Source organism: Chromobacterium amazonense (assembly GCF_001855565.1).
GTDB classification, from domain to species: Bacteria; Pseudomonadota; Gammaproteobacteria; order Burkholderiales; family Chromobacteriaceae; genus Chromobacterium; species Chromobacterium amazonense.
On record NZ_MKCR01000009.1, the window covers coordinates 33,965 to 60,006 of the forward strand.

The window sequence follows — 26,042 nt, forward strand, 5'->3', positions numbered from 1 at the left end:
GCATTTGTCCTGGTTCAAACGCTAGTTTGATTTTTAGTGACCAACAATGGCGCAGATGGCGGCGCAATGCCTCAAATTGATGCTTTATCTGAGCGGATTGCTGGCAATGCCAAAAGGATGGCTGCGAGTGGACTGCAGGTGGGCTGCTGCAAAATGGCAACAGCCTTAGCATGGGAAAAGTAATTTTCTGACAATGACTAATTAAAAATGTATTATTTTCACATCTTATCCGCCGTGATGGCATGCGGCGGTTTTTTTGGATAAATAAAGATGTATTTTTAATAAATCTTAAGGAGTTCCGCATGCTGAGCGAACAAACCCTATCCCTGGTCAAAGCCACTGTGCCGGTCTTGCAGCAACACGGCGTCGCGCTGACCAGCCATTTCTACCAACGCATGTTTCAGCACAATCCGGAGCTGAAGAACCTGTTCAATCAGGGCCATCAGCACTCCGGCCAGCAGCAGCAGGCGCTGGCCGGGGCGGTGTTGGCCTATGCCCAGCACATCGAAGACCCGTCGCCGCTCTTGCCGGTGCTGACCCGCGTGGCGCACAAGCATGTCAGCCTGGGCATCCGCGCCGAACATTACCCCATCGTCGGCAATCATCTGCTGGCCTCCATCCGCGAGGTGCTGGGCGACGCGGCCGGCGATGATCTGATTCAGGCCTGGGCGGAAGCCTATGGCCAGCTGGCGGATCTGCTGATCGGCATTGAGAATGGGTTGTACGGCGCGACGACCGCTGGCGACGGCGGCTGGAGCGGCTGGCGGCCGTTCCGTGTGACGCGAAAGGTGGAGGAAAGCGAGGAGATCGCGTCCTTCTATCTCGCGCCGTGCGATGGCGGCGCGCTGCCGTCGTTCAAGCCGGGCCAGTATGTATCGGTGAAGCGCTTCGTCGCTGAGTGGGGGCTGAATCAGACGCGCCAGTACAGCCTGTCCGACTCGCCCAATGGCGAGTACTTGCGTATCTCGGTCAAGCGCGAGGACGCGGCGGAAGGCAAGCCGGCCGGCCGTATTTCCAATCTGCTGCATAGGGAGGTGAGCGAAGGCGATGTGCTGGAGTTGACCTCGCCCCAGGGCGATTTCTTTCTGCATGAGGACAGGAATGGCCCGGTGGTGCTGATCAGCGCCGGCGTGGGCCAGACGCCGATGCAGGCGATGCTGGGCCAACTGCTCAAGCGCGGCCAGCGCGAAGTGCGCTTCCTGCACGCGGCGCGGCATGGCGGCGCGCATGCGATGGGTTGGCAGGTGCGACAGCTGGCGGAGCGACATCCGCAGCTGCAGATCCATGTCCGCTACGAAGCGCCGCGCGCGCAGGATGCGCTGGGCATCGATTACCACGCGGCGGGCCGGCTGAATCTGGACGAAGTGAAAGAACTGGCCCTGCTGCCGGATGCCGACTACTACCTGTGCGGCCCGCTGGGCTTCATGCGCTCCCAGCGCGACAGCCTGCGCCGGCTGGGCGCGCCGGCCGAACGCATCCATTACGAAGTGTTCGGCTCCCATCCCGGCGGCGATTGAGGCATAGGGCCAGACGCGGTATGCTGCCGCCGGTCCTCCTTACCGGTTCCTCGCCATGCAACTGACCCGCTTTACCGACCTCGGCCTGCGCGTGCTGATGTATCTGACCGGCCTGGAATCCGGCCAGCTGGCCACCATCCCGGAAATCGCCGAGCGGTTCGAGGTGTCGCGCAACCATCTGGTCAAGGTGGTGCACTTCATGGCGCAGCAGGGCTGGCTGGCCACCAGCCGCGGCAAGGGCGGCGGGCTGGCGCTGGCGCGGCCGCCGGAGCATTTCCGGCTGGGCGAAGTGGTGCGCGCGCTGGAGGGCTCGCCGCAATTGATAGACTGCGCCGAGCCGCCCTGCGCGCTGCGCCAGGGCTGTCTGCTCAAGGGCGCGCTGGACGGGGCGCTGGCGGCGTTTTTCCAGACGCTGGACGGCTACACGCTGCGGGACATTGTCGCCAGCCCCACCGGCGAGGCCATCATCCGTTTGCATCGCGGCGTGAGGTGAGGCGCTGCTTCAAGGAGAAAACATGGAATGGCTAGCCGGCCTGCCCCGCGTGGCAGGCCTTTTTGTCTTGACCGCGCTGATGGAGATCGTCGGCTGCTATCTGCCGTGGCTGGTGTTGCGAGAAGGCAAGCCGTGGTGGCTGCTGCTGCCCGCCGCCGGCGCTCTGGCTCTGTTTGCCTGGCTGTTGACCTTGCATCCGGCGGCGGCGGGCCGCGTCTATGCGGCCTATGGCGGCGTCTATGTGACGGTGGCACTGGGTTGGTTATGGCTGGTGGACGGCATCCGGCCAGACCGCTGGGACGCGCTAGGCTGTTCGCTGGCGCTGGCCGGAATGGCGGTGATCATGCTGGCCCCGCGCGGCTGAGCCGCCGGTCAGCGCATGGCGCGCAGCGCAGGGGCCGCTGCCGCCGGTTTGGCCTGGCCGCGCTTGGACAGGTATAGACCCAAGGTGATCAGGACGATGCCTGCCAGCTGGACCAGGGCGGATTGACGGCTCTGTCCCGCCAGGCGGTCAATCAGCACGCCGGTCAGCATCTGGCCGGCAATGACAAGCAGCGCGGTTTTCAGGGTGCCCAGCCGCGGCAAAACGAAGCTGTTCAACGCGACAAACCCGGCGCCGATGACGCCGCCGCACCAAGCGGTCCATGGGGCGTGCTGCGGCAAATGAAGCGCCGCCGCGCCACAGCCTAATAACAGGCTCAGAAACACAAAACCGCCCAGATGATTCCAGAATGAGGCAGCCAAGGCGCCATGGCGCTGGGCTAGCGTGCCGTTGATGGCGCGGCTGCCGCCTATGCACAGCCCGTTGATCAGGGCGAGGGTCACGAAATACAGCATGATCAGGCTCCAAAAATCAGAATGGCGCAGCCGGACAGCGCCAGCAGCAGTGCCAAAACATCATTGAGGGAGAGTCGCCGCCGCGGCATGCCGAACCCGCCAAAGTGATCGGATAGCAGGCCGAACAACAGCTGTCCGGCCATGCCTAGCGCCAGGGTGCCGGACATCGCCAGTGGGCTGTTGACGGTGATTGCCGCCAACGCCACCACCAGCGCGCCGGGCATGCCGCCCAGGTAAGCCCAGCGCGGCGCGGATGTGGTGCCGGGAGACGCGCGTCGATTGGCCATCCAGAGCAGCAGGGCGGTCAGCATGCCTATGCCGTGGGCCAGCCAGGATGCGGACAAAGGGTTGCTGAAGCTGGAAAGTTGGCTATTGCAGTGAATCATCAGCGCCAGCAAGGCGCCAGCGAGCAGCGCCAGCAGGCTTGGGCCGTAATCCTTGAGCAGCCGGGACGCGGCGTGGGGTGGGGACATGATGCGATCCTTGTGTCTAGATAGGGGGCGGACGACGAGCGCAGCGACGTTGGTGGAATGCGGCATTCGTGCTGGGCGAGGCGCAGGCCGTTGACGCGTGCCGGAATGGTATATTGTGGTTTATTGGCTGATAATCCGTTTTTATGGAAAGGGATTGTAGATTGGAAGTGGACAATGAAAGTGGAACACTTCGCCGCGATACCCATCTTCGTCGCCGTGGTGGAGGCGGGCAGCTTTTCCGCCGCCGCGGCCAAGCTGGGTTTGACCAAATCCGCCGTCAGCAAGCGGGTACAGCAGTTGGAGGCCGCGCTGAACGTGCGGCTATTGCAGCGCACGACGCGCAGCCTGAGCCTGACCGAGGCCGGTGAACGCTATTACGACCGCGCGCGCGGCGCATTGGCGCTGGCCAGAGAGGCGGAGGAGGTGGCCGCCGGCCTGCAGGGCAGGCCGCAGGGATTGCTGCGCATCAGCGTGCCGATGGCTTTTGGCCGACTGCACGTGTCGCCATTGGTGCCGGCGTTTCTGCGCCGCTATCCGGACATCCAGCTGGACATGGCGATGGACGATCGCATGGTGGACCTGGTGGAAGGCGGCTACGACCTGGCGGTGCGCATCGGCAATCTGCCCGGCAACAGCATGGTGGCGCGGCGCATCGCGCCGTGCCGGGTGGTGATGTGCGCGTCGCCGGCCTATCTGGCCGAATACGGCGCGCCCAGCCATCCGGCTGATCTGGCCCGGCATAACTGCCTCTGTTATTCCTATTACCGCGGCGGCGCCTATTGGACGTTTCATGGACCGCAGGGCGAAATTCGCGTGCAGCCGCGCGGCAACTATCAGGTGAACAACAGCGAGGCGCGGCGCGACGCGCTGCTGGCGGGACTCGGCATTTGCGAAATGCCCACCTTCATTGTCGGCCCGGACCTGGCCGCCGGCAGGTTGTTGCCGGTCTTGACCGACTACCCGCTGCCGTTGCACGCCATCCATGCGGTGTTTCCGGAACGCCGCCGCTTGCCGGCCAAGGCGCGCGCTTTCATCGATTTCCTCGATGAGAGGCTGGGTGGGGACGCGCCATTGTGGGATGAAGGACTGCCCCCATCTGTGCTGTCACCGCAAACAGGGAAACCATCATGAGCAAACGCTATCGCACAGCGCTGCTGTGGCTGCGCCGCGATTTGCGGCTGGACGACCATGCCGCCTTCTACCACGCGCTGAAACACAGCCAGGCGGTGGTGCCGGTCTTCGTGTTCGACCGCGCCATTCTCGACGCGCTGCCGCGCGATGACCGCCGCGTGGATTTCATCTGGCAGAGCGCGGCGGCGCTGAAGGCGGAACTGAATGCCTTGGGCGGCGACCTGCTGGTGCGCCACGGCGTGCCGCAGGATGACATTCCCAAGTTGGCGGCGGAGCTGGGCGCCGATGCGGTGTTCTGCAACCGCGATTACGAACCCGCCGCTCGCGCGCGCGACGCCGAGGTGGAAAAGCGGCTGGCGGAGCAGGGCATCGCCTTCCATCACAGCAAGGATCAGGTGATCTTTGAAACCGACGAAGTGCTGACCGGCGCCGGCAAGCCTTTCGGCGTTTTCACGCCGTACAAGAATGCCTGGCTGAAGGCGCTGACGCCCTTCCATCTGCAGGCCTATCCGGTGCGGCGTTATCTCGATGCGCTGATGCCGCGCCAGCCGGAGGCGATGCCTAGCCTGGAGAGCTTGGGATTCCAGCCCAGCGATCTCTCCTCCTTGCCGGTGAAGGCGGGCGCCGAGGGCGCGGAGGCGCTGTTTGCCGATTTCGCCCGCCGCATCGCCCATTACAAAACTGCCCGCGATTTCCCCGGCATCAAGGGCGTTTCTTATCTGAGCGTCCATCTGCGCTTCGGCACTATTTCCATCCGCCGGTTGGCCGCCTTTGCCTGGCATGACGGCGGAGAGGGAGCGATGAGCTGGCTCAACGAACTGATCTGGCGCGATTTCTACCAGCAAGTGCTGTGGCACCGGCCGGATGTGGTCGAGCATGCCTTCAAGCCAGAATACGACGCGCTGCCGTTTCCGAATCATCAACAATGGTTCGATGCCTGGCGCGAGGGCCGCACCGGCTACCCGCTGGTGGACGCTGCGATGCGCCAGCTGAACCGCAGCGGCTATATGCACAATCGGCTGCGCATGGTGGCGGCCAGCTTTCTGGTCAAGGACCTGCTGATAGACTGGCGCTGGGGCGAGCGCTACTTCGCCGAGAAACTGCTGGATTTCGACCTGGCGGCCAATAACGGCGGCTGGCAATGGGCCGCCAGCACCGGCTGCGACGCCCAGCCGTATTTCCGGATTTTCAACCCGGTGAGCCAGAGCGAGAAGTTCGACGCCGACGGCCGTTTCATCCGCCGCTATGTGCCGGAGCTGGCGCGGCTGCCTGACAAGCTGATCCACGCCCCGTGGCTGGCCAGGCCGGAGCAGTTGATGGATGCGGGCGTGCGGCTGGGCCGCGATTACCCGCATCCCATCGTCGACCACGCCGTGCAGCGCGAGCAGGCATTGGCCTTGTTCAAGCGCTGAGTCCCTCTTGCCACTGGCCTGCTTGCAGAAATTGGCGGCGGTAGCGTTCCGGCGACGCGCCCAGCTGTTTTTGGAACATGGCGATGAAGGCCGACGGCGTGGCGTAACCCAGCTGCGCCGAAATGGCCTGCACGCTGTCGCCCTGGCGCAGCCGCGCCAGCGCCTCCACCAGCCTGGCCCGGCCGCGCCATTGGCCAAAACTGATGCCCAGTTCGCGCTGGAACAGCCGCGCCAGCGTGCGCTCGGTGCTGTACACCTTTTCCGCCCATTCTTTCAGCGGCGTGGCGTCGGCCGGGTCCTGGCGGATGGCGTCCAGTATCGGCCGCAGCAGTTTGTGCGGGCTGTCGGGCAGATAACTGGCCTCATGCGCCGACTCTTGCAGGCGCCGGCACAGCAGCTCGGCCTGGCGGATGTCCCAGGGATCGCTTGGCACGGTGATCTGCCGCAGGCTGAAGTCGTCCAATAGCGCGCGCACCAGCGGCGTCTGCTCGATCAGGCAGGTATGGCCGGGCAGCCGCGCCGCCAGCTCATCGCAGACATAGATCGAGGTGTAATGCATGGCCTGCCGGATGTACGCGGCGTGCGGCACCTCCGGCGGGGTCCACAGCAGGTATTGCGCCGGCGCCACCACCTTGCCCTCGTCCAGCAGCAGCTCCACCAGGCCCAGGCTGATCCGGTTGAGTTGCCCCCAGCGATGGCGATGGCGGGCGAATTCGCTTTTCGGCGTGAAGCGGTGGTAGCGGAAGGTCAGCGGCGCCGGCTCGGGCAGGCTGCTGTCGCTGGCGAAGTAATCATCGCCGGTATCGGTGGCCATATTGTCCGGTTTGCCTGAGTAGATTGTCTGTTTTGCATTATATCGTCCATAACGGACGATTTTAAAATAGAACAATCTTGTAGAAGGAGGCTGTGATGGCCATGCTGTTTCCCCTGCTGGCGGTGCTGATCTGGGCCGCCAATACCATTGTTTCCAAGGCCGCCGCCCAGGTGCTGGACCCGGCGGCGATCTCGCTTTACCGCTGGCTGCTTGCCTCGCTGGTATTGATGCCATTCTGCCTGCCGGCCGTGCGCCGCCATCTGGGCGAGCTGAAGCGCTGGCTGCCCAGGCTGCTGGTGCTGGCCATGTTGGGCATGGTGATGTTCCAGTGCCTGGCCTATTACGCCGCGCACAGCACCAGCGCCACCAATATGGGCGTGATCACCGCCTTGGTGCCGCTATTGGGCTTGTTATTGAACGCGGCGGTATTCCGCCAGCCAGTCGGCGCCATGGCCTGGCTGGGCGTGGCGGTGTCCTTTTCCGGCGTGGCTTATCTGCTGGGACAAGGCGATCCGCTGAGCCTGTTGGCGCATGGCATTAACCCGGGGGATGCGCTGATGCTCGCCGGAGCGGCTGCGTATGCCTTGTACGGCATCTTGCTCAAGCGCTGGGCGCCGCCGTTCGGCGCCTGGGTCAATCTGTACCTGCAAGCCAGCCTGGCGGTGCTGCTGCTGTTGCCGCTGACCTTCACCGCGCAAAGCATGGCCATTCCTGCCAAGGGCATCGGTCTGGTGTTGTTCGCAGGCATAGGGTCATCGGTGATGGCGGCCTATTTTTGGATGCGCGGCATCCAGAAACTGGGCAGCGAGCGCACCGCCATTTTCATGAATTTATTGCCGCTGTTCACGGCCTTGCTGGCCAGCGCGCTGCTGGGGGAAACCATCCGCCACTACCATTGGCTGGGCGGCGCCTTGATCTTGCTGGGTGTGGCGTTGGGACAGGGATTGTTGCGGGTTCGGCCGGGGCTGATATTGTCTTTCGTGAATAAATGATACATTCCATTAACAAAAATTTACTTCGTTTTTGAGGCGTTTCATTGCGCATATAAAATAATCAGCGCAGCAATTTTTCATGATTCCGCATGTTTGGCCGATGTCATGGCAGATTGCTGCGCAGTTCCAGATGGCCTCGCAGAAATGCGAAGTGACTGGGGTGTTGACGTAAATAAATAGCTGGGCGTACCATCGCCGCGTTTTCATTACTGGGGGCTGATGCCTTGGAAAGTTGCAGTAGTAGTTGGTTATCTACCGGGTCGCGCTGACCGGCACAGGCATCGTTCCATTCTATTGGCCGCTGTCTTGCCGTGAAGCCAGACAGTGCGCATCTCAGGCGTGGCCATCCGGCCCGCGCCGCGTACTTACCCCTATACCGTTACTGCTGATGACCGCGTACCGAACCGATTCGGACGCCTAAATCAGGTTTGCGCACGTGCGTGCTTGCATACGCTGAGCGTTTTCGCTCGCCGACGCAGCCACGCTCGTGCCCGCATGCCTTCGTTTGCTTGCAAAACGACGGGCGGCCCCCGCTTGCGCTGCCCGCACGGAGACGATGACAATGACAAATGCCGTCAAGAACGAAGCTGTATTGGACAGCGCCCACGTCGGAGACATCCGCGGCGCATTTGGCACCATCCGCCACGGCGACGTGGCTGCCCGCACCGGCATCTGGCAGCGCCTGCGCACGCTGTTGGCCATCTTGGGCCCTGGTTTGATCGTGATGGTCGGCGACAACGACGCCGGCGCCTTCAGCACCTACGCCCAGGCCGGCCAGAACTATGGCACCTCGCTGCTGTGGACGCTGATCCTGCTGATCCCGGTGCTGTACGTGAATCAGGAAATGGTGCTGCGCCTAGGGGCCGTCACCGGCGTCGGCCATGCCCGGCTGATCCTGGAGCGCTTCGGCAAATTCTGGGGCGCCTTCAGCGCCATCGACCTGTTCCTGCTGAACGCGCTGACCATCGTCACCGAATTCATCGGCATCACCCTGGCCCTGCAGTATCTGGGCCTGCCCAAGGAGTGGGGGGTAGTCGCGGCCGCGCTGCTGGTGATGGCCGCCGCGAGCACCGGGGATTTCCGCCGCTTTGAGCGTTTTGCCATGATCCTGGTGGTGTTCAGCCTGTTTCTGGTGCCGGTTTTCATGATGGTGCATCCGCCGATGGGGCAGATCGGCCATGACCTGCTGGTGCCGGGCATGCCGGCCGGCGGCAAGCTGTCCGACGTGATGCTGCTGATCATAGCCATCGTCGGCACTACCGTGGCGCCGTGGCAGTTGTTCTTCCAGCAAAGCTATGTGATCGACAAGCGCATCACCCCGCGCTTCATCAAGTACGAACGCGCCGACCTGTGGCTGGGCATCGTGCTGGTGCTGATCGGCGCCATTGCCATCATCGGCATGGCTGCCGCGCTGTTTGCCGGCAAGCCGGAGTTCGGTAATTTCCAGGATGCCGGCGCCGTCGCCGCCGGCCTGGGCAAGTATCACAGCCATCTGGCCGGCGTGCTGTTCTCTATCGCGCTGATCGACGCCAGCCTGATCGGCGCCAGCGCCGTGTCGCTGTCCACCGCTTACGCGTTGGCCGACGTGCTGAACATGAAGCATTCGCTGCACCGCAAGCCGAGCGACGCGCGGGCCTTCTATCTGGTCTACTTTCTGCTGATCGCAGGCGCCGCCGCGCTGGTGCTGATCCCGGGCGTGCCGCTGGGATTGCTGACCAACGCCGTGCAAACCCTGGCCGGCGTGCTGCTGCCGTCCGCATCCGTATTCCTGCTGCTGCTGTGCAATGACAAGGAAGTGCTGGGCCCGTGGGTGAACGGCCGTTGGACCAATCTGTTTACCGGCGCGGTGGCGGCCGTGCTGGTGTTGTTGTCGGTGATTTTGACTGCCTCCGTGCTGTGGCCGGATATTTCCAGCCAGACCATCATCAATGTGCTGGTCGGCGGCGGCATCATCGGCGGCATCGTGGTGATTGCCGCGCATACCGTGAAACTGCGCCGCGACGCCGAAACCGGGGCCGATCTGGCTGACGAAGCCAAACCCAGCAAGCTGTATATGCAGACCTGGCGCATGCCGCCGCTGGACCAGTTGAAGCCCATGGTACTGTCGCGCGCCAATCGTCTGTGGATGGCGGTATTGCGCGGCTATCTGGTCGTGGCTGTCATCATGGTGGTGTATAAAGTGACGCAAGTCGCCTTGCTAGGCCACTGATCGGCAAGGTATGGTTGTGGCCGGTTGCGCGGCGAGGCGCAGCCGGCGGAGCGAAACCGCCCGTTTGGGCGGTTTTTCGCATGAGGGAGGGTTCCTCGTGGCTTTCGCGGAAAGCCACGATGCACGTTCCTTATACACATAACAACTCTACAAGCAGGAGGACGCATGCACTACAACCTGCATAACTTGTTCGATTTTGATTTATTCGGCTTGTTGCATTCCGCCATTTGTCTGGCCATGGCTTTTGTTTGCGGCACGGTGATCGGCCTGGAGCGGCAATACCGCCAGCGCACCGCCGGGCTGCGCACCAACGCGCTGGTGGCAGTCAGCGCCGCCGCTTTCGTCAATATGGCGCTGCAACTGGATGGCTCCGGCAGCGCCTCCAGAGTGGTGGCCTATGTCGTGTCCGGGGTGGGTTTTCTCGGCGCCGGCACCATCATGAAAGAAGGCCTGAACGTGCGCGGCCTGAACACAGCGGCCACGCTGTGGGGCTCGGCGGCCACCGGCGCCTGCGCCGGCGCGGGCATGCTGGGCCAGGCCATTTTGACCACGGTGTTCGTGCTGGCGGTCAACACGCTGCTGCGGCCGGTGGTGAACTCGATCAACCGCCGTCCGATCGACGACGACGCCAGCGAAGTCACGTATCAGTTGTGCGTGATTTCCACTCGCGAGCAGCAGAAGCAGGCGCTGGCGCATGTGGGGGAGCTATTGGAGCGGGCCAATTATCCGGTGGGCGATCTGGATGTGGAGGCCTTTGGCGACGACGAGGTGGAAATGACCGCCACGCTGCTGGCCACCTCGGTGGATTCGGACGAGTTGGACCGCATTGCCGACGAATTGGCGGCCAAGCCGTACATCAGCCAGGCTTACTGGAATACCAGCACCAGCGAGTAATCGTGCGTAGTAGCGCAGGCAGCCGCCTGGACGCGAGTCCGGCGGCTGTTTTGCATTTGGCGGCAGCCCGGCAGGGTAGGCATGCGCACGCCTTGTTCAGAGTCAAAGTTTATGACGGACAGTGTTACAATCGAGACAGGTTTTTAGTTGTCGCGCGGCATGGTTTTTCTCCAGCGCCGGCGGCGGGGTAATCCACGGGCGGCCGCAGCGGCGCCCGGCTTCTCGAGACAGCCTTATGACCATCATCCGCCAGGAAGACTTCATCCAGAGCATCGCCGATGCCTTCCAGTACATCAGTTGCTACCACCCGAAAGACTATATCGACGCGCTGTACCAGGCTTATCTGCACGAAGAAAGTACCGCCGCCAAGGACGCTATGGCGCAAATCCTGGTCAACAGCCGCATGTGCGCCGAAGGCCAGCGCCCGATCTGCCAGGATACCGGCATCGCGGTGGTGTTCCTGAAAGTGGGCATGAAAGTGCAGTGGGACGCCCAACTCAGCGTGCAGGAGATGGTCAACGAAGGCGTGCGCCGCGCTTACAACCATCCTGACAACAAGCTGCGCGCTTCTGTGCTGCTGGACCCGGCCGGCAAGCGCCAGAACTCCAAGGACAACACTCCCGCCGTGGTGCATTTCGAGATCGTCGAAGGCGACCAGGTGGAGGTGATCTGCGCGGCCAAGGGCGGCGGCTCGGAGAACAAGTCCAAGCTAGCGATGCTGAACCCGTCCGACTCCATCGTCGACTGGGTGCTGAAGACCCTGCCGACCATGGGCGCCGGCTGGTGTCCGCCGGGCATCCTCGGCATCGGCATCGGCGGCACGCCGGAAAAAGCCATGCTGCTGGCTAAGGAAAGCCTGATGGACCACGTGGACATCCACGAGCTGAAGGCCAAGGCGGCCAGCGGCGCCGAGCTGTCCCGCGTCGAGCAACTGCGCCTGGAACTGTTCGACAAGGTCAACGCGCTCGGTATCGGCGCCCAGGGCCTGGGCGGCCTGACCACGGTGTTGGACGTGAAGATTCTGGATTACCCGACCCACGCGGCCTCGCTGCCGGTGGCGATGATCCCGAACTGCGCCGCCACCCGCCATATCCATTTCCATCTGGACGGCAGCGGCCCGGCGCGCCTGGAGCCGCCCAAGCTGGAAGACTGGCCGGACATCACTTACGACGCCTCCAACGGCAAGCGCGTGGACCTCGACAACATCACCCGCGAAGAAGTGGCCAGCTGGCAGCCGGGCGACGTGCTGCTGCTGAACGGCAAAATCCTGACTGGCCGCGACGCCGCGCACAAGCGCATGGTGGACATGCTGAACAAGGGCGAGAAGCTGCCGGTGGACTTCACTAACCGCTTCATCTACTACGTTGGCCCGGTGGACCCGGTGCGCGACGAAGTCGTCGGCCCGGCCGGCCCCACCACCGCCACCCGCATGGACAAGTTCACGCGCCAGATGCTGGAAGAGACCGGCTTGCTCGGCATGATAGGCAAGGCCGAGCGCGGCCCGGCGGCCATCGAGGCGATCAAGGACAACAAGGCGGTCTACCTGATGGCCGTGGGCGGCTCCGCCTACCTGGTGTCCAAGGCGATCAAGGCCTCCAAGGTAGTGGGCTTCGCCGACTTGGGCATGGAGGCGATCTACGAATTCGAGGTCAAGGACATGCCGGTGACGGTGGCGGTGGACTCCTGTGGCACCTCGGTGCACAACACCGGCCCGGCTGAGTGGCGGGTGAAGATTGGGAAGATACCGGTCAGCCAGGCTTAAATGATTGCTTGTGAAATGCCGCCCGATGGGCGTAATGCCGTTCACTTAAGGATTTTCGGGCGACTTTTCTGGCCTTGAGAGCACAGGAATCCACAAAAAAAGCACCGTTTCCCATGCATGGAGACGGTGCTTTTCTCTTAAGTGAACGGCATTAGCCCGATGGGCGGCATTTTTTTGGCTGATCGAGCGCCAGGATATTCCAGAGCGGAACTGGTGAATCTCTCTATGAGGGAGTGTGTTGTGACTTGGCTGCAACCACTTGCGGCCAGGCGATTTAATTTTATTTTTGTCTTGCAAATCCGCCGCTTACGTCATACATACTGAAAATGTTCACGGCATGTTTTCGGTGTTTTTACTTATCGGATAATGAGTATGACGACCAGCTCCGTCGAGGCATTCAGCCTGTATTCCGATTTGTACGCGCGCTTTCGGCCCGTGTACCCAGAATCGCTGTATGACTGGCTGCTGCCCTTGTGCCCCGGCTATCAGCGGGCGTGGGATTGCGCTACGGGGAACGGCCAGACTGCGGTGCGGCTGGGGAACAGCTTTGCGCGCGTCGACGCCACCGATATCAGCTCCAACCAGCTGTCAGTAGCGGAACGGCATACCCAGGTGTATTACCGCGAGTGTCCGGCCGAGGTGACGCCGTTTGACGACGATTGCTTCGATCTGATTTGCGTGTCCCAGGCGCTGCACTGGTTTCACCTACCATCGTTCTGGCCGGAGGCGCAGCGCGTGCTGAAGCCTGGCGGAATCTTTGCCGCCTGGGGATACCATCATTGCGTGGTGACGCCGGAGATAGACAAGGCTTGCAGCGTGCTGTGGTCCATCATCGAACCATTCTGGTCCAGTCGCTGCGAGCTGTTGTGGGATGACTTCCGCGGCAGCGGTTGTCCGCTGCCCTTGCTGAAGGCGCCCAGCTTTTCCATCCGCGAAGATTGGACGCTGGATCATTTTCTCGGTTTCCTCAACACCACCTCCGCCAGCAAGCTGTGCAAGCAGGCGCTGGGAGAGAGCATTCTGGACGAGGCCTGCCTGCGCATCGCCCGGGCTTGGGGGCATGGCGGAGAGAAGCGGCGCGTCGAACTGCCTCTGCATCTGCTGGTGGCGCGCAAGGACGCGGCCCGGTTTTTCCCGGCAGTGATTGAGCCGACGCCCTAGGGGCTGTTGACGTTTGGTGAGTGGATCGCGTTTGAGCTTCGCCAAACCCGCAGGGCCGGGCGCCTTTCGCGCCGACTCTTCGTTGTTCCGCGCCGGCAGAGAATGGCTATGCGGCGCGCGAAACGCCTCGATTCGGCGCAAAACGCATCCCGGCGCGACCTCTGCCAAAACGTCAACAGCTCCTAGTGCTGCCGGTCGTATTCGGCCTGCAGGTCGGACAGCAGGATGTTCAGCGCGTCCGATGAGCGGATCAGCTCGATCAGCGAGATGGCCAGCGAGGCGATCATGCACAGCAGGCTGGCGCCGAAAGTGATCTCTCCAGTCGCCTGCCAGCCGGTGTAGATCTGAAACATCGCCACGGTGCACAGGAACAGGCTGGCGATGCCCATGAACTGCATCCATTTGATCAGCGTGATGCGGGTGCGCAGATTGCCGATCTGGCGCAGGATTTTCTGGTCTTTGCTGTCGCGGTACTCTTCGTACAGATTGCGGATGATGCTGGCCAGCCCCAGAAAACGGTTGGTATAGGCCAGCAGCAGCAGCGAGACGGCAGGAAACAGCAGGGCCGGCGTGGCCAGGTTCAGTGCGGAGTGCATCAGGAATTCTCGTCTATCCATACATCGATGCCATTGGGCGCGGCATCGAACAGTTCTATCACATCGCGGTTCTTCATGCGGATACAGCCCAGCGAGCTGGGCTGGCCCCATGGTACATGATCGCCGGCGCCATGGATGTAAATCGCTCTATCATAGCTGTCGACCTTCCCGCCTTGATTGCGTCCCGCCTCCTGGCCGCATAGCCATAGGATGCGGGTCAGTATCCAGTCCTTGTTCGGGTATTGCGCGTGCAGTGTCTGCGTGTATTTCCATGGCGTGACCTGGCGGCGGAAGATGATGGTGTTTTCTGCCGCGCCATCACCTATCTTGTCGCACACCGTATGCCAGCCGCGCGGCGTTTGGTAGCTGCCGGTGGTTTCGCCGACGCCGTTCTTGGCTGTCGAGACTGTATATTCCTTTTGAGTGAGTCCCCAGCCATCCAGCAGCCGCAGCGTTTGCGACTTTACCCCCACCCAGATCCATGGTGCGCCGTAATGGCGGGCATTAGGATGCGTGGTTTGCAAGGGGCCATCGGTTTGCGCTTGCAGCACCCATGCCGCGTCGCCTGCGGCATGGCAGGTTAGGGCAAGGCAGGCGATCAGAATGGCGCCCAAGCTTCGCATATCAATCCCTCCCGACATCTTGCCGGCGTCGCCGGAAAAAGGCTGACAGTTGTTCCGCGCAGGCTTCTGCCTCCGCGCCGCCGAACACGGCGGCGTGGTGATTGAGCCGAGCGTCGGCGAATAGATTCACTGTGCTGCCGGCGGCGCCGGTCTTGGCGTCGCGCGCGCCGTAGATCACCCGGGCGATGCGGGCGTGCAGGATGGCGCCGCTGCACATCGGGCACGGCTCCAGCGTGACGTAAAGATCGCAGCCATCCAGCCGGTAGTTGCCGAGACGCGCGGCGGCGTCGCGCAGCGCCAGCATTTCGGCATGCGCCGATGGGTCATGGCGGCCTATCGGCTGGTTGTAGCCGCGGCCGATGACCTCGCCGTCCTTCACCACCAGCGCGCCTACCGGCACTTCGCCCTCTGCGGCGGCCTGTGCCGCCAGCTCGCGCGCCAGCTTCAGGAAACGCTGAATTTCCGCTTGCGCGGGCGGCAGGGAAACCGGCGGGTGATCGGCCAGTTGCCGCAGCAGGGCGGCCTTGTCCTCATCATGCAGATCTTGCCAATGAATGCCGCGCGCGGCCGCCTCCAAGGCGAACAGCAGCCGGCGGGTCACGGTATGGCCGGCGGCTTTCAGGCGCAGAAAAGCGGTGACGACGCCGCAATCCAGCAACTGCTGGCGAGTGTGGATATTCAGCTTGGCCAGCCAGGCCAGAGCCGAGGGCGGCAGCGGGGGGGATGTCAGCGTCACGAGGGGAAAACAAATACGGTTGCGGCAATGTGGTCATTATCGCCGGTTTGGCGCGGCAGACCAAATCCGGCTAGGCGAGGGCGGATGGGGCGTTTCTGCCTTATGCAAATCGTCGATTTCCAAGAGTGGGTGAGGGTAGGCGCATCGCATTTTATTCAGGTTTTATCTGGCAGTATTGGCATACAGAAAGCAGAAAAACGGTCGATATGAGTAGAAAATAGTCGAAAGCCTAACCATGTCCGTGATCACAATTCAATCCGCCATCGCAGGAATCGAGCAGTGGCGCAATCGCCTGGTTTCCAGCGGCCGGTCTGTGGCAACGCCCTCGTCCGCGCCCCAGACGGAGGGGAGCGGCCTGGATGCGCAGCCCTCGCCAGCCGCGCTCATGTCCAGCATCCGCAGCGATTTGCAGAAGTCGCTGAATCAGGGCTGGCAGGATTACATGCAAAAACTCCGGGTCGATCTGAGCCGCCCGGTCAAGCGGCAAAGCGCCGCGGCGGACCAGATGGATAAACAGCTGCTGAAGCAAAGAGTGGATGCTTTGCGCCAGATGATGATGATGACCCGCGACAAAGCCGGTTTGCGGGCGTTGGCCAGCCAGTTGGCCCAGTTGGCGCGCGAGCTGAAGAGCTTGGTCGCCAGCATGACCCAGAATGCCGCGGATCAGCAGATGGCAGTCAGTTTAGGCGGCGCGGCGGATCAGCCCTCAGCCGATTCGGCAGCCGCATCCGCTCAAGACGCCTCGCCAGGGCAGGATCATGCGGGGGATGACGCGCAAGCCGCCAGCAGCGCCGAGACGGCCGCTGTCGCATCGGCCAGTGCGTCCGCCGACGCATCGCCGGCTTCCTCCGCCGAACCGGCAAGCGGCAACGCAACGCAAGAGCCGGCTAGCCAGGCCGATGCGCCGGCAGGATCGTCCGACGCGGCTGCCCCGCAGGGCGCGGCCGACCAAGCCGCAGCCAATGCCGCTGATCCGCAAGCGGCACTGCGCAATATGCTGGCTCATGGCAACCCGGTAGCCGCAGATCAGGACATTCAGGAGATGCTGCTCACACTGAAGATGGTCCAGGCCTTCATCAAGCAAATGGCCTTGCAGTTGCAGGCGCAAGAAGACCGGAAGATGAAAGAGGATCAGGAACAGGCGGGCAAAGCGCTGCAGGATGTGGACACCATACTCAAAGGCGGGCCGGAGGCGCTGGCGGCGCTCAGCGGTCAAATGGATGTGAACGTGAGCGCGCCAGCGGATGCGTCTTCGACTGTCGCGTGAGGGCGAGGAGCAGGCTGCGTATGCGATCAGTGCCGCAAGGCGCGGCGCAGCAGCCGCCAAGCTGCCAGTAAAGCCGCGCCGCTTTTCAGCCAACGGCCCAGCTTGTCGCTTGGCATCAGCTTGCCCAAGAGGTCAAAGACCGAGCTTAAGCCGCCGGGCGCGCGCCAGAATGAAAGGCCATCGCAAGCCCATTGCAGCGGCCCTGTCAGCTTTTGCTGCTCCAGCCGCAGCTTGACGCGCAAGGCCTCTCCCTTCATCACCAGCAGCTGTTTCTTCAAGGCGCGATCCTGCGGCGTCATGGCTTGTCTCCGCCTGGCCCCAATGCGGCCCAATCCTTGCGCATTTCTTGCAGCGTGGTGGCGAACGGGGGCGCTTGATGCCGCATCTTGCGCCGCAATCCCAGCAACAGCATCGCGCTGGCGCCGCAGAACAGTAGCGCCAAGCCGGCCATGACGGCCAGCCGCCACGGCGCCGGCGTCAAGGCCCACAAGGCCAGCACGGCGGCGATCAGCCCGCATCCCAGTAGCACCAGTCCCAGCATGCCTTGCAGCAGGTTGCCGACGACGTCATCCTTCAGCTCCTGCGCTTCAAGGGACAGCAGTTCGGCGCGCGTCAGCAACAAAGACACGACGCCATTGATGAAGGAGCGCAGGGTGCCGGGGCGGGGTTGGCGGGACGGGTCGGACATATCGATCAGCGGCGGGATACCAGCATGCCCAGCAGGAAGGCGACGCCGGCTGCGATGCCGATGGACTTCCACGGGTTTTCATGCACGTAATCGTCGGTGACCTTGGCTGCTTCCTTGGCCTTGCCTATGACGACCTGTTCGGCGTCGCGCAGCTTGATTTTGGCGGTGCCGAGCTTCTCGGCCAGACGCTTGCGCAGCTCTTTGCTGTGCGCGCTGCCGTCGTCGACGGTTGCGTCAATCAGTTCTTCGGTGCTGGCCAAAACTTGGCGTACGTCATCCAGCAGCTGTTCTTTTTCCTTGGCGATGGTGGCATTGGACATGGCAACCTCCTGACAGTGGTGAACGGAACCGACTCGAAACGCAGACATGGCATGGCGCAAAGCATAGCCTGCGCCAACCCACGCTAACAGCCTGACGCGGCCGCGTCAAACCATGTGGTCAAACGCTTCATCCGCGTTGGTAGAGCGCCTCGTCCAGCAAAGGTTCCCGCGCCGGGCGCGCGCTGCGGGCGCAGAAAATTCCCACCAGCGCCACCGCAGCGCAATACAGCACGCAAATCCAGTGATTCCACGGCATGGCGGCGATCAGCAGCAGCGGCGTCACGCTGGCCCAGATCGAGTAGGCGATGTTGTAGGTGAATGAAATGCCGGAAACGCGCACATCGGCCGGGTACATGCCCACCATGATAGACGGCACCACGCCGACAATCCCGCAGCACAATCCGGCAAAGGCGTAGGCCAGGCTTGGCCAGGTCCAGCCGCCGATCAGGCTGCCGTACAGGACGGCCACGCCCACCGGCAGCAGCGCGCTGTACAGGATCAGGCTGCGGCGCTGGCCGATGCGGTCGCACACCCGGCCGGCAATCACGCAGCCGATATTGAGGAACACGATGCCCACGCTGCTCAGGGCAAAGGCGTGGTCGGCATGCATGCCGAAGCGTTGCTGCAACAGCGTGGGCGTCACCACCACCAGCACCACCACCGCCGAGGTTAGCACGCAGGTCAGGGCGGCGGCCGGCAGCAGGGTGGCTTTGTGGCGGCGCAACACATCCAGCAGCGGATAGGCGGCGCGCTCGGCCTGGCGCTCGCGCATGGCCAGGAACACCGGCGTCTCGCTCAGCCAGCGGCGCAGCCAGACGCCGATCAGCCCAAACGGCCCGCCCAGCAAAAAGGGAATGCGCCAGCCGTAATCCAGCATTTCCTGCGGCGTGAACACGCGGGCCAGAAAGGTTGCGGTCAGCGCGCCCAGCAGGTAGCCGAAGGTCAGCCCGGCCTGCAATACGCCCAGCGCGTAGCCGCGATGGCGCAGCGGCGCGTGCTCGGCGACGAAGGACCAGGCGCTGGGCACCTCGCCGCCTACTGCCGCGCCCTGCAGAATGCGCAGCGACAACAGGATCAGCGGAGCGAGGATGCCGATGTCGGCGTAGGTGGGCATCAGGCCGATGAGCAGACAGGGGCCGGCCATCAGCAGGATGGTCAGGCTGAACACCTGCTTGCGGCCCAGCACGTCGGCGAAGTGCGCCATCAGGATGCCGCCCAGCGGCCGCGCCAGGTAGCCGGTGGCGAAGATGCCGAAGGTTTGCAGCAGGCGCAGCCATTCCGGCATGTCCGGCGGGAAGAACAGCTTGCTCAGCGTGGTGGCGAAGAAGGCGAAGATGATGAAATCGTAGATTTCCAGCGCGCCGCCCAGCGCGGCCAGACCCAGGGTCTTGTAGTCGGTGCGAGTGAGCGGTGTGGATTGGTTTGTGGTCATGGTCAATCACGAGGTGCCGGGGCTGTGGGTCAGCCCGCTGTAATCATGAATGAAGCCCGCGCGGCGCGTTCGAGCAGGCTCCCTGGAGCCGCTGGCGGCCCCGCAAGGCCGCCAGTGTAACGCGGTTGGCGGCATTTGAGGTAGGTAAGGCTGCCTTGATACGATTTTTTAATGCAAATTAAATGTTTAAAAGAGCTGTAGAGCAGAACAATGGCGTGGCGCTTGAGCTCAAGGCCGCCCGGACTTGCCTCCGCAAACGGCGCTGTTGCACAAATCCTGAACAGGACGAGTTTCCCCTTTCCCCAAACGGATTTACGCCACCGGCACCGTGCACGGCCGGCCCAACATGCTGAAGCGGTTCAAGATGGCAGCACGTACCTGCAGCTCTGCCACTTGACCATCGAAACGCCGGGCCATCACCCTCTCGCCTAGCCGTTTAAAGCAATACATCTTGGTTTCCACCAAGCTGCGGCGATGGTAGCCGCTCCAACGCTTCCAGATCGCCCGGCCTAGTCGCTTGGTGGTCCGCAGAATCTCATTCCGCGCCAGCACTCCCAGCACACTTCCTTTCCACGGTCTCGCATTCTTGCGGCTCGGAATGCACCCGATCGCGCCCCGCGCGGCAATCGCCTCATGGCACGCCTTGGTATCAAAAGCCCCATCGCCGCTCACGCAGCCTATCGGCTCATCAGCCGGGATTTGCGTCAATAGCGAAGGTCGCATTTGCGCATCGCTCTGGCGGTTGTCGGTTACCTCGATGGCGCGGATTTGCAGGGTTTCCGCATCGATGCCCAGATGCACCTTGCGCCATTGCCGGCGATATTCCGCGCCATGCTTCTTGGTTTTCCACTCACCTTCGCCAAGCATCTTGATGCCTGTGCTATCCACCAGCAGATGCAGCGCGCCAGCACTTTTCTGGTAGGGAATTTTGACCTGCAGCGTCTGCTGCCGCCTGGATAGCGTGCTGTAATCTGGGACGCTCCAGTCCAGGCCCGCCAACTGGATCAGGCTTTGCATGAAACCGATGGTCTGCCGCAACGCCAGTCCAAACAGGTTTTTGATGGTCAGGCAGAATTGAATGGCGGCATCGCTATAGGTCTGCGTCCGTCCGCGCTTGCCCTGCGGAGTCGCCTGCCATGACATGCTCGTATCCAGCCAGACGGACAGAGAGCCGCGCTGGATCAGGGCTTGGTTGTAGGCTTTCCAGTTGGTGGTTCGGTAGCGTTTCAGAGGGGGCTTGGTCATGCCACTATCTTACCAAGCTGCGGTGGGGGAGGGTTTGTGCAACAGCGCCCACGGAAAGTAAGTGCTTGGCATTGCCAATTCTTGCCAGTCGTTGCCAGACGCAGACGTGAAAAAACCCGCACGAATGCGGGTTTCAGGGGTGGTTGCTGCTAGTCCGTGCCAGCTATTGCCAGACGCGGAATCACTCCCACTCAATCGTCGCCGGCGGCTTGCCGCTGACGTCGTAAACCACGCGGTTGATGCCCTTGACCTCGTTGATGATGCGGTTGGAGGCGCGGCCCAGCAGGCTGTACGGCAGCTCGGCCCAGTGCGCGGTCATGAAGTCGCTGGTCACCACGGCGCGCAATGCGACGACGTAGTCGTAAGTGCGGCCGTCGCCCATCACGCCGACGGACTTCACCGGCAGGAACACGGCGAAGGCTTGGCTGGTCAGCTCGTACCAGTTCTTGCCGGTCTTCTCGTCCACGGTGTTGCGCAGCTCTTCGATGAAGATGGCGTCGGCCTGACGCAGCAGGTCGGCGTATTCCTTCTTTACTTCGCCGAGGATGCGCACGCCCAGGCCCGGACCCGGGAAGGGGTGGCGGTAGACCATGTCGTGCGGCAGGCCGAGCGCCACGCCCAACTGGCGAACTTCGTCCTTGAACAGCTCGCGCAGCGGCTCCAAGAGCTTCAGGTTCATGTCTTCCGGCAGGCCACCCACATTGTGGTGGCTCTTGATGGTGTGCGCCTTCTTGGTCTTGGCGCCGGCCGATTCGATCACGTCCGGGTAGATGGTGCCCTGGGCCAGCCACTTGGCGTTGGTCAGCTTGCCGGATTCGCGGTCGAACACTTCGATGAATTCCGCGCCGATGATCTTGCGCTTCTTCTCCGGGTCGGTTTCGCCGGCCAGCTTGGCCATGAAGTCGGCTTCGGCTTGCACGTGCACCACCTTGACGCCCAGGTTCTGCGCGAACATTTCCATCACCATCTTGCCTTCGTTCAGGCGCAGCAGGCCGTGGTCGACGAAAACGCAGGTCAGCTGGTTGCCGATGGCGCGGTGGATCAGCGCGGCAGCCACGGAGGAATCCACGCCGCCGGACAGGCCGAGGATGACTTCCTCGTCGCCGACTTGCTCGCGGATCTTTTTCACCGCTTCGTCGATGTAGTTCGGCATGGTCCAGCTGGGCTTGCAGCCGGCGATGTGCAGCACGAAGCGGTGGATCATCTCGGTGCCGCGCTTGGTGTGGGTCACTTCAGGGTGGAACTGCACGCCGTAGAAACAGCGGGCCTCGTCCGCCATAGCCGCGTAAGGGCAGGACGGCGTTTCGGCGATCACCTGGAAGCCGGCCGGCAGCTGGGTTACCTTGTCGCCGTGGCTCATCCAGACGTCGAGGAAGCCATTGCCGGCGTCATCGATCTGGTCTTGCAGGCCTTCCAGCAGCTTGGAATGGTGGCGTGCCTTGATCTGGGCGTAGCCGAACTCGCGCTTGTCGCCGCTTTCCACTTTGCCGCCCAGGGTCTGGGCCATGAACTGCATGCCGTAGCAAATGCCCAGCACCGGCACGCCCAGCTCGAACAGCTTGGGATCGGCCTGGTAGTCGGACTCGTACACCGAGTTGGGGCCGCCGGACAGGATGATGGCCTTGGGCGCGAAAGCCTGGATCTCTTCGATGGGCATGTCGAAAGAATGAAGCTCACAGTAGACGTGAGCTTCGCGTACGCGGCGTGCGATCAGCTGGGTGACCTGGGAGCCGAAGTCGAGAATGAGGATCTTGTCCATGCCTATCCTTGAAATGTAAAGCAGACCGTTAAGGCCATTATCGTCAATGCTGTAAATAATTCTGCGGTTTCAGGGCGTCAGACGCCGGGTTCCGCTCAATCGGGTTCCCGCGGCAAGCGGCGCGGCGGTTCGCGTCGTTCGGGCACGCGGTCGCTGCGCGCGATCAGCATCAGCACGCCGGCCAGCACCATGCCCAGCGCCACGAAATGGCTGGTGCGCAGGCCAAGCTGGTCTATCGCGTAGATGGCGCCGCCGGCATAAGCCAGCAGCGGGCTGCTGACAAGGGTGGATTTGTTGAATCCATCCAGCGCCAACAGCAGCACGCCGGCGGCAAACAGCAGCAGGGCGAGCAGGGTGGTGGTGTTGGGCAGCAGGGCTGTGCTCTTCAACAGCCAGACGCAGCCCAGGCAGATCAGCATGATGGGCAAGGCGGCGCTGCGCTTCATGCCGCGCCTCGCTGGTTCTTCATCACGCGCTGTTTCTCGCGCTGCCATTCGCGGTCTTTTTCGGTATCGCGCTTGTCGTGCAGCTTCTTGCCCTTGGCCAGGCCGACTTCGGCCTTGACGTTGCCTTTGCTGTAGTGCAGGTCGAGCGCCATCATGGTGTAGCCGGCGCGTTCCACCTTGCCGATGAAGCGGTTGATTTCAGCCTGCGACATCAACAGCTTGCGCGGGCGCACCGGGTCCGGTTTGACGTGGGTGGAGGCGGATTGCAGCGGGGTGATGTGGCAGCCGATCAGCCAGAAAGCGCCGTTTTTCCAGTCCACGTAGCTTTCCTTGAGCTGAACGCGGCCGGCGCGGATGGCCTTGACCTCCCACCCTTCCAGCACAAGCCCGGCCTCGAGTTTTTCCTCGATGAAGTAGTCGTGGAAAGCCTTGCGGTTCTGGATGATGCTCATGTGTGGCGGGTTCCTTTGAATCCGCCATTGTAGCAGAAGCCGCCACGCAACCAAAGTCGTACAAATTCAGTGGTTTGACGTGAAAGCACATGCTCCGGATAGCGCGCGCTTGGCGCGGTAAGGGCGGAGCGGGGCGGTTTTTGCTAGAATTGTGGCTTGATTGTCAGATCCGAGACCCCGGCCGCGCCGGGTTTTTTGCCGATGCAGCATGTCGAAAAAAGCGTCCTAGTGGCGCACACGCCTGCGCAGATGTACGCGCTGGTGGAGGATGTCGATCACTATAGCCGTTTCCTGCCCTGGTGCAGCAAGGCCGAAGTGTTGTCGCGCGATGGCGGGCAGGTATTGGCCAGCCTGCATATCGACTACCTGAAGGTGCGTCAGCACTTCACCACCCGCAATCGCAATGTGGAGAACGAATCGATCCGCATGGAGCTGGTGGACGGCCCGTTTGAGTCGCTGGAGGGCGTGTGGCAGTTCAAGCCGCTGGGCGATTACGGCTGCAAGATAGAATTCAGCCTGCGCTACCAGTTTTCCAGCCGCATTCTGGAGAAGCTGATCGGGCCGGTGTTTGGCCACATTTCCAGCACGCTGGTGGATGCTTTCATTCAAGAAGCGGACAGGAAGTATGGCGATGACTGAACGGCTGCGGGTGGAAGTGGCGTACGCCAGGCCTGACCGGCAATGGCTGGCGGCGGTGACGCTGCCGGCAGGCTCCCATGCCTTGGATGCCGTGCGCGCGTCCGGCATTTTGGCGCAGTGCCCGGAGCTGAATGAGGCGGCGTTGAAGCTCGGTGTTTTCGGCAAGGCTGTCAAAGCGGAGGCGCCGCTGCGCGACGGAGACCGCGTGGAAATATATCGCCCCTTGCTGGCTGACCCGAAAGAGGTGCGCCGTCAGCGCGCCGAGGCCGGCAAGCGGATGAAGAAGGGCGGCTGAAGCCGTTGGCGGGGTTCATGAAAAAAAGGGATGGCAAAAGCCATCCCTTTTTGTTGTCTAGTCTCAGCCTCAGGCTATCTCGTTCTCCGCGGAGCAGACGCGGTTCTTGCCGTTGATCTTGGCCTGGTACATCGCGTGGTCGGCGCGCTCCAGCACGTCGGCCTCCTGCTCGCCCAGGTGCCAGCGCGCGATGCCGGCGCTGAAGGTGATCAGCAGCTTGTCGTTGTTGGCCAGGAAGAAGGTCTTGGTCAGCTCGCGCTGCAGCCTTTGCACGGTTTGAATGGCTTCGGTTTCCGGCGTGTCCGGCATCAGGATGACGAATTCCTCTCCGCCGAAGCGCGCCACGATGTCGGCCGGCCGCAGGCTGTGCTTGATGGTGTCCACCAGGTACTTCAGCGCGTCGTCGCCGGCCAGGTGGCCGTAACGGTCATTCAGCTGCTTGAAGTTGTCGACGTCGATCAGCGCCACGGATAGCGGCGCGGCGGTGCGCTCGGCGCGGCTGATCTCGCGCTGGAAATATTCAGCCAGGCCGCGGCGGTTGTAAGCGCCGGTCAGCTGGTCTTCCTTGACCTTGGCGCTGGCGGCTTCCAGCGCGGCTTCCAGTTCGTGGATGCGGTGTTCCGCCGCTTCCACCTGCTCTTTGGCCGAAACCAGTTCGTCGCGCGAGCGGGTCAGGTCCAGCTGCATGATGGAGGTGTCTTCCATCAGCGCGCTGATGATGCCGCCCAAGTCGTCGACATTGCTGGTGTGTTTCAGCTTTTCGCTGTGATTCTGGATCTTGGTATGGAATTCGTCGGTGCTGTCGGTCATGGCCGCCAGCCGGCTGACGAAGCGATCCAGCAGGGCGCGCAGGGAGCTGGCGGCTTCGTCCAGCGAGCTTTTCAGCATGCCCTGCTTGCGGATGACTTCCTTCAGGCTGCTTTCCAGCTGGTAAATCTGCTGCATGGACAGCGGTTCCTGGCTCAGCATTTCCTGCAAGGAGCCAACCTGCCCCAGCAGGTAGTCGTCCGAGCGGTTGAGCTCCGCGATATTGTCCAGCATCAGCTTGAGCAGATTGGCCAAGCCGGTGGCGAGCCGCCCTTCCTGTTGCGACTGCAGCTCCAGTTTGATCATGAAGGCGCGCAGCTTGGGCATGAAGGCGTTCAGGTTGGCATCGTCGACGATGCCATCCAGTTCCTTCAGCAAAGCCTCTAGATTGTCCACCAGGTCCGGATAGCTGGCCAGGCGCGGCTCCAGGCCGTGCTTCAAGGCGAAGGCCAGCGTTCTTTGCCAGGCTTGCCAACTATCCGGGCTGGTGAGGGTGTCCGCCGAGCTTTCGCCGTTGACGGTTTCGATCTCGGGCAGGGTTTCGCGCACGGAGGGCGCGGCGTTCCAGTTCTGCAGCAGCCCAACCAGTTTTTGGTTCAGCTCTTCAGGCTGGTTGCCGTAATTGATCAGCACGCGTTCTAGCGTACTTTGCTTGTGATGCTGGGGAAGGTCGGGCTGGCGGATTTCCCAGCTTTTGATGAGATTCTGGATCAGCAGGCCCCAGCTCTGCGTCAACTGCTGGCTGGCGAAGCTGCTGCGCAGAAAGTCGATGACCAACTGAGGCGCCTGCTCCCATCGGTTTTCGTCGCAAACCTGTTTCAGGCGATTGAGCGTCACCTTGGCCTGGACGTTGTCTTGCGGCAGGGTCTCCAGGGCGCGCAATAGCAATATGGCCAGCTTGTTGTCGCGCACCATGGGAGTTTGCGTCAACTCGTGGTAGACCCGCTCGAAGTTTTCTGGTGTCGGAAGCAGTTTTCGCAATGACAGCTGCTTCAGGGTTTCGCGTGCCACTTCGATAGGGTTCTGTGTCGTCATTGCCCAA

The 26,042-nt window shown here is 62.5% G+C and carries 28 protein-coding genes; 13 read left to right on the forward strand and 15 right to left on the reverse strand.

Annotation, left to right across the window (positions count from 1 at the left end; genetic code table 11):
• The first annotated feature begins 302 nt into the window (after window positions 1–302).
• The 3 genes from hmpA to BI343_RS06345 are packed head-to-tail and all read left to right on the forward strand — an operon-like array spanning window position 303 to window position 2,374.
• On the forward strand, window positions 303–1,517 hold the full coding sequence (gene hmpA, locus BI343_RS06335) for an NO-inducible flavohemoprotein (RefSeq protein ID WP_071109093.1): 1,215 nt from the start codon (window positions 303–305) through the stop codon (window positions 1,515–1,517).
• Window positions 1,518–1,572: 55 nt separating this feature from the next.
• The gene (locus BI343_RS06340) at window positions 1,573–2,010 is read left to right on the forward strand and encodes an Rrf2 family transcriptional regulator (protein ID WP_043626908.1); all 438 of its coding nucleotides are present in this window, start codon (window positions 1,573–1,575) and stop codon (window positions 2,008–2,010) included.
• A gap of 22 nt (window positions 2,011–2,032) precedes the next feature.
• On the forward strand, window positions 2,033–2,374 hold the full coding sequence (locus BI343_RS06345) for a YnfA family protein (RefSeq protein WP_043626911.1): 342 nt from the start codon (window positions 2,033–2,035) through the stop codon (window positions 2,372–2,374).
• An 8-nt stretch (window positions 2,375–2,382) separates the two neighbouring features.
• On the opposite strand, the gene BI343_RS06350 is transcribed toward BI343_RS06345, so the two are convergent.
• Together BI343_RS06350 and BI343_RS06355 are read right to left on the reverse strand one after the other, a co-directional pair.
• Complete coding sequence (locus BI343_RS06350; protein ID WP_071109094.1) at window positions 2,383–2,847, reverse strand: DMT family transporter; 465 nt, start codon at window positions 2,845–2,847, stop codon at window positions 2,383–2,385.
• A gap of 2 nt (window positions 2,848–2,849) precedes the next feature.
• Complete coding sequence (locus tag BI343_RS06355) at window positions 2,850–3,320, reverse strand: DMT family transporter (protein WP_071109095.1); 471 nt, start codon at window positions 3,318–3,320, stop codon at window positions 2,850–2,852.
• Window positions 3,321–3,494: 174 nt separating this feature from the next.
• Here BI343_RS06355 and BI343_RS06360 point away from each other — a divergent pair, with 174 nt between their 5' ends.
• Together BI343_RS06360 and BI343_RS06365 are read left to right on the forward strand one after the other, a co-directional pair.
• Window positions 3,495–4,451 (forward strand): LysR family transcriptional regulator, encoded by a 957-nt coding sequence (locus BI343_RS06360; protein ID WP_071109096.1) that lies wholly within the window; start codon window positions 3,495–3,497, stop codon window positions 4,449–4,451.
• Entirely contained in the window at window positions 4,448–5,863 is a 1,416-nt protein-coding gene (locus BI343_RS06365; protein ID WP_071109097.1) for a cryptochrome/photolyase family protein, read from the forward strand. The genes BI343_RS06360 and BI343_RS06365 overlap by 4 nt, the downstream gene beginning before the upstream one ends.
• On the opposite strand, the gene BI343_RS06370 is transcribed toward BI343_RS06365, so the two are convergent.
• The gene (locus BI343_RS06370) at window positions 5,853–6,677 is read right to left on the reverse strand and encodes an AraC family transcriptional regulator (protein ID WP_043626918.1); all 825 of its coding nucleotides are present in this window, start codon (window positions 6,675–6,677) and stop codon (window positions 5,853–5,855) included. The two genes, BI343_RS06365 and BI343_RS06370, sit on opposite strands and share 11 nt — an antisense overlap.
• 95 nt (window positions 6,678–6,772) lie before the next feature.
• On the opposite strand from BI343_RS06370, the gene BI343_RS06375 reads away from it, so the two are divergent.
• From BI343_RS06375 to BI343_RS06395, 5 genes are all read left to right on the forward strand, one after another.
• Window positions 6,773–7,669, forward strand: a complete 897-nt coding sequence (locus BI343_RS06375) for a DMT family transporter (protein ID WP_071109098.1) — start codon at window positions 6,773–6,775, stop codon at window positions 7,667–7,669.
• A gap of 556 nt (window positions 7,670–8,225) precedes the next feature.
• The gene (locus tag BI343_RS06380) at window positions 8,226–9,878 is read left to right on the forward strand and encodes an Nramp family divalent metal transporter (RefSeq protein ID WP_071109099.1); all 1,653 of its coding nucleotides are present in this window, start codon (window positions 8,226–8,228) and stop codon (window positions 9,876–9,878) included.
• A gap of 165 nt (window positions 9,879–10,043) precedes the next feature.
• A complete protein-coding gene (locus BI343_RS06385) occupies window positions 10,044–10,772 on the forward strand; it encodes an MgtC/SapB family protein (RefSeq protein WP_071109100.1) in 729 nt (242 codons plus the stop codon).
• Between the two features lie 235 nt (window positions 10,773–11,007).
• On the forward strand, window positions 11,008–12,534 hold the full coding sequence (locus BI343_RS06390) for a fumarate hydratase (protein WP_071109101.1): 1,527 nt from the start codon (window positions 11,008–11,010) through the stop codon (window positions 12,532–12,534).
• A gap of 372 nt (window positions 12,535–12,906) precedes the next feature.
• Complete coding sequence (locus BI343_RS06395) at window positions 12,907–13,695, forward strand: class I SAM-dependent methyltransferase (protein ID WP_071109102.1); 789 nt, start codon at window positions 12,907–12,909, stop codon at window positions 13,693–13,695.
• A gap of 182 nt (window positions 13,696–13,877) precedes the next feature.
• On the opposite strand, the gene BI343_RS06400 is transcribed toward BI343_RS06395, so the two are convergent.
• From BI343_RS06400 to tadA, 3 genes are read right to left on the reverse strand one after another with little or no spacing between them, the layout of a single operon-like run.
• Window positions 13,878–14,291, reverse strand: a complete 414-nt coding sequence (locus BI343_RS06400) for a DUF2721 domain-containing protein (RefSeq protein ID WP_043628709.1) — start codon at window positions 14,289–14,291, stop codon at window positions 13,878–13,880.
• Window positions 14,291–14,914, reverse strand: a complete 624-nt coding sequence (locus BI343_RS06405; protein ID WP_071109103.1) for a L,D-transpeptidase — start codon at window positions 14,912–14,914, stop codon at window positions 14,291–14,293. Before BI343_RS06405 ends, BI343_RS06400 begins: the two co-directional genes overlap by 1 nt.
• 1 nt (window position 14,915) lies before the next feature.
• On the reverse strand, window positions 14,916–15,650 hold the full coding sequence (gene tadA / locus BI343_RS06410; RefSeq protein WP_071109104.1) for a tRNA adenosine(34) deaminase TadA: 735 nt from the start codon (window positions 15,648–15,650) through the stop codon (window positions 14,916–14,918).
• A gap of 385 nt (window positions 15,651–16,035) precedes the next feature.
• Between tadA and BI343_RS06415 the strand changes: the two genes are divergently transcribed.
• On the forward strand, window positions 16,036–16,917 hold the full coding sequence (locus tag BI343_RS06415; RefSeq protein WP_139165666.1) for a hypothetical protein: 882 nt from the start codon (window positions 16,036–16,038) through the stop codon (window positions 16,915–16,917).
• A 26-nt stretch (window positions 16,918–16,943) separates the two neighbouring features.
• Here BI343_RS06415 and BI343_RS06420 read toward each other — a convergent pair whose 3' ends face one another.
• The 8 genes from BI343_RS06420 to smpB form a co-directional block, all read right to left on the reverse strand.
• Window positions 16,944–17,216, reverse strand: a complete 273-nt coding sequence (locus BI343_RS06420; protein ID WP_043628705.1) for a hypothetical protein — start codon at window positions 17,214–17,216, stop codon at window positions 16,944–16,946.
• On the reverse strand, window positions 17,213–17,605 hold the full coding sequence (locus tag BI343_RS06425) for a phage holin family protein (RefSeq protein ID WP_071109106.1): 393 nt from the start codon (window positions 17,603–17,605) through the stop codon (window positions 17,213–17,215). The genes BI343_RS06420 and BI343_RS06425 overlap by 4 nt, the downstream gene beginning before the upstream one ends.
• A 5-nt stretch (window positions 17,606–17,610) precedes the next feature.
• The gene (locus BI343_RS06430) at window positions 17,611–17,925 is read right to left on the reverse strand and encodes an ElaB/YgaM/YqjD family protein (protein WP_071109107.1); all 315 of its coding nucleotides are present in this window, start codon (window positions 17,923–17,925) and stop codon (window positions 17,611–17,613) included.
• Between the two features lie 127 nt (window positions 17,926–18,052).
• Window positions 18,053–19,357, reverse strand: a complete 1,305-nt coding sequence (locus BI343_RS06435) for an MFS transporter (RefSeq protein WP_139165667.1) — start codon at window positions 19,355–19,357, stop codon at window positions 18,053–18,055.
• Between the two features lie 312 nt (window positions 19,358–19,669).
• Window positions 19,670–20,602, reverse strand: a complete 933-nt coding sequence (locus BI343_RS06440; protein ID WP_071109109.1) for an IS5 family transposase — start codon at window positions 20,600–20,602, stop codon at window positions 19,670–19,672.
• Window positions 20,603–20,783: 181 nt separating this feature from the next.
• Window positions 20,784–22,367 (reverse strand): glutamine-hydrolyzing GMP synthase, encoded by a 1,584-nt coding sequence (gene guaA, locus BI343_RS06445; RefSeq protein ID WP_139165668.1) that lies wholly within the window; start codon window positions 22,365–22,367, stop codon window positions 20,784–20,786.
• Between the two features lie 89 nt (window positions 22,368–22,456).
• A complete protein-coding gene (locus tag BI343_RS06450; protein WP_071109111.1) occupies window positions 22,457–22,807 on the reverse strand; it encodes a hypothetical protein in 351 nt (116 codons plus the stop codon).
• Window positions 22,804–23,280, reverse strand: a complete 477-nt coding sequence (smpB, locus tag BI343_RS06455) for an SsrA-binding protein SmpB (protein WP_255408078.1) — start codon at window positions 23,278–23,280, stop codon at window positions 22,804–22,806. The genes BI343_RS06450 and smpB overlap by 4 nt, the downstream gene beginning before the upstream one ends.
• Window positions 23,281–23,460: 180 nt before the next feature.
• Here smpB and BI343_RS06460 point away from each other — a divergent pair, with 180 nt between their 5' ends.
• Window positions 23,461–23,898, forward strand: coding sequence for a type II toxin-antitoxin system RatA family toxin (locus BI343_RS06460; protein WP_071109124.1), 438 nt, complete (start codon window positions 23,461–23,463; stop codon window positions 23,896–23,898).
• Window positions 23,891–24,193: an RnfH family protein gene (locus BI343_RS06465; RefSeq protein ID WP_071109112.1), complete on the forward strand. Its 303-nt coding sequence runs from the start codon at window positions 23,891–23,893 to the stop codon at window positions 24,191–24,193. The genes BI343_RS06460 and BI343_RS06465 overlap by 8 nt, the downstream gene beginning before the upstream one ends.
• 69 nt (window positions 24,194–24,262) lie before the next feature.
• On the opposite strand, the gene BI343_RS06470 is transcribed toward BI343_RS06465, so the two are convergent.
• The gene (locus BI343_RS06470) at window positions 24,263–26,035 is read right to left on the reverse strand and encodes a GGDEF domain-containing protein (RefSeq protein ID WP_043620963.1); all 1,773 of its coding nucleotides are present in this window, start codon (window positions 26,033–26,035) and stop codon (window positions 24,263–24,265) included.
• Window positions 26,036–26,042: the final 7 nt, after the last annotated feature.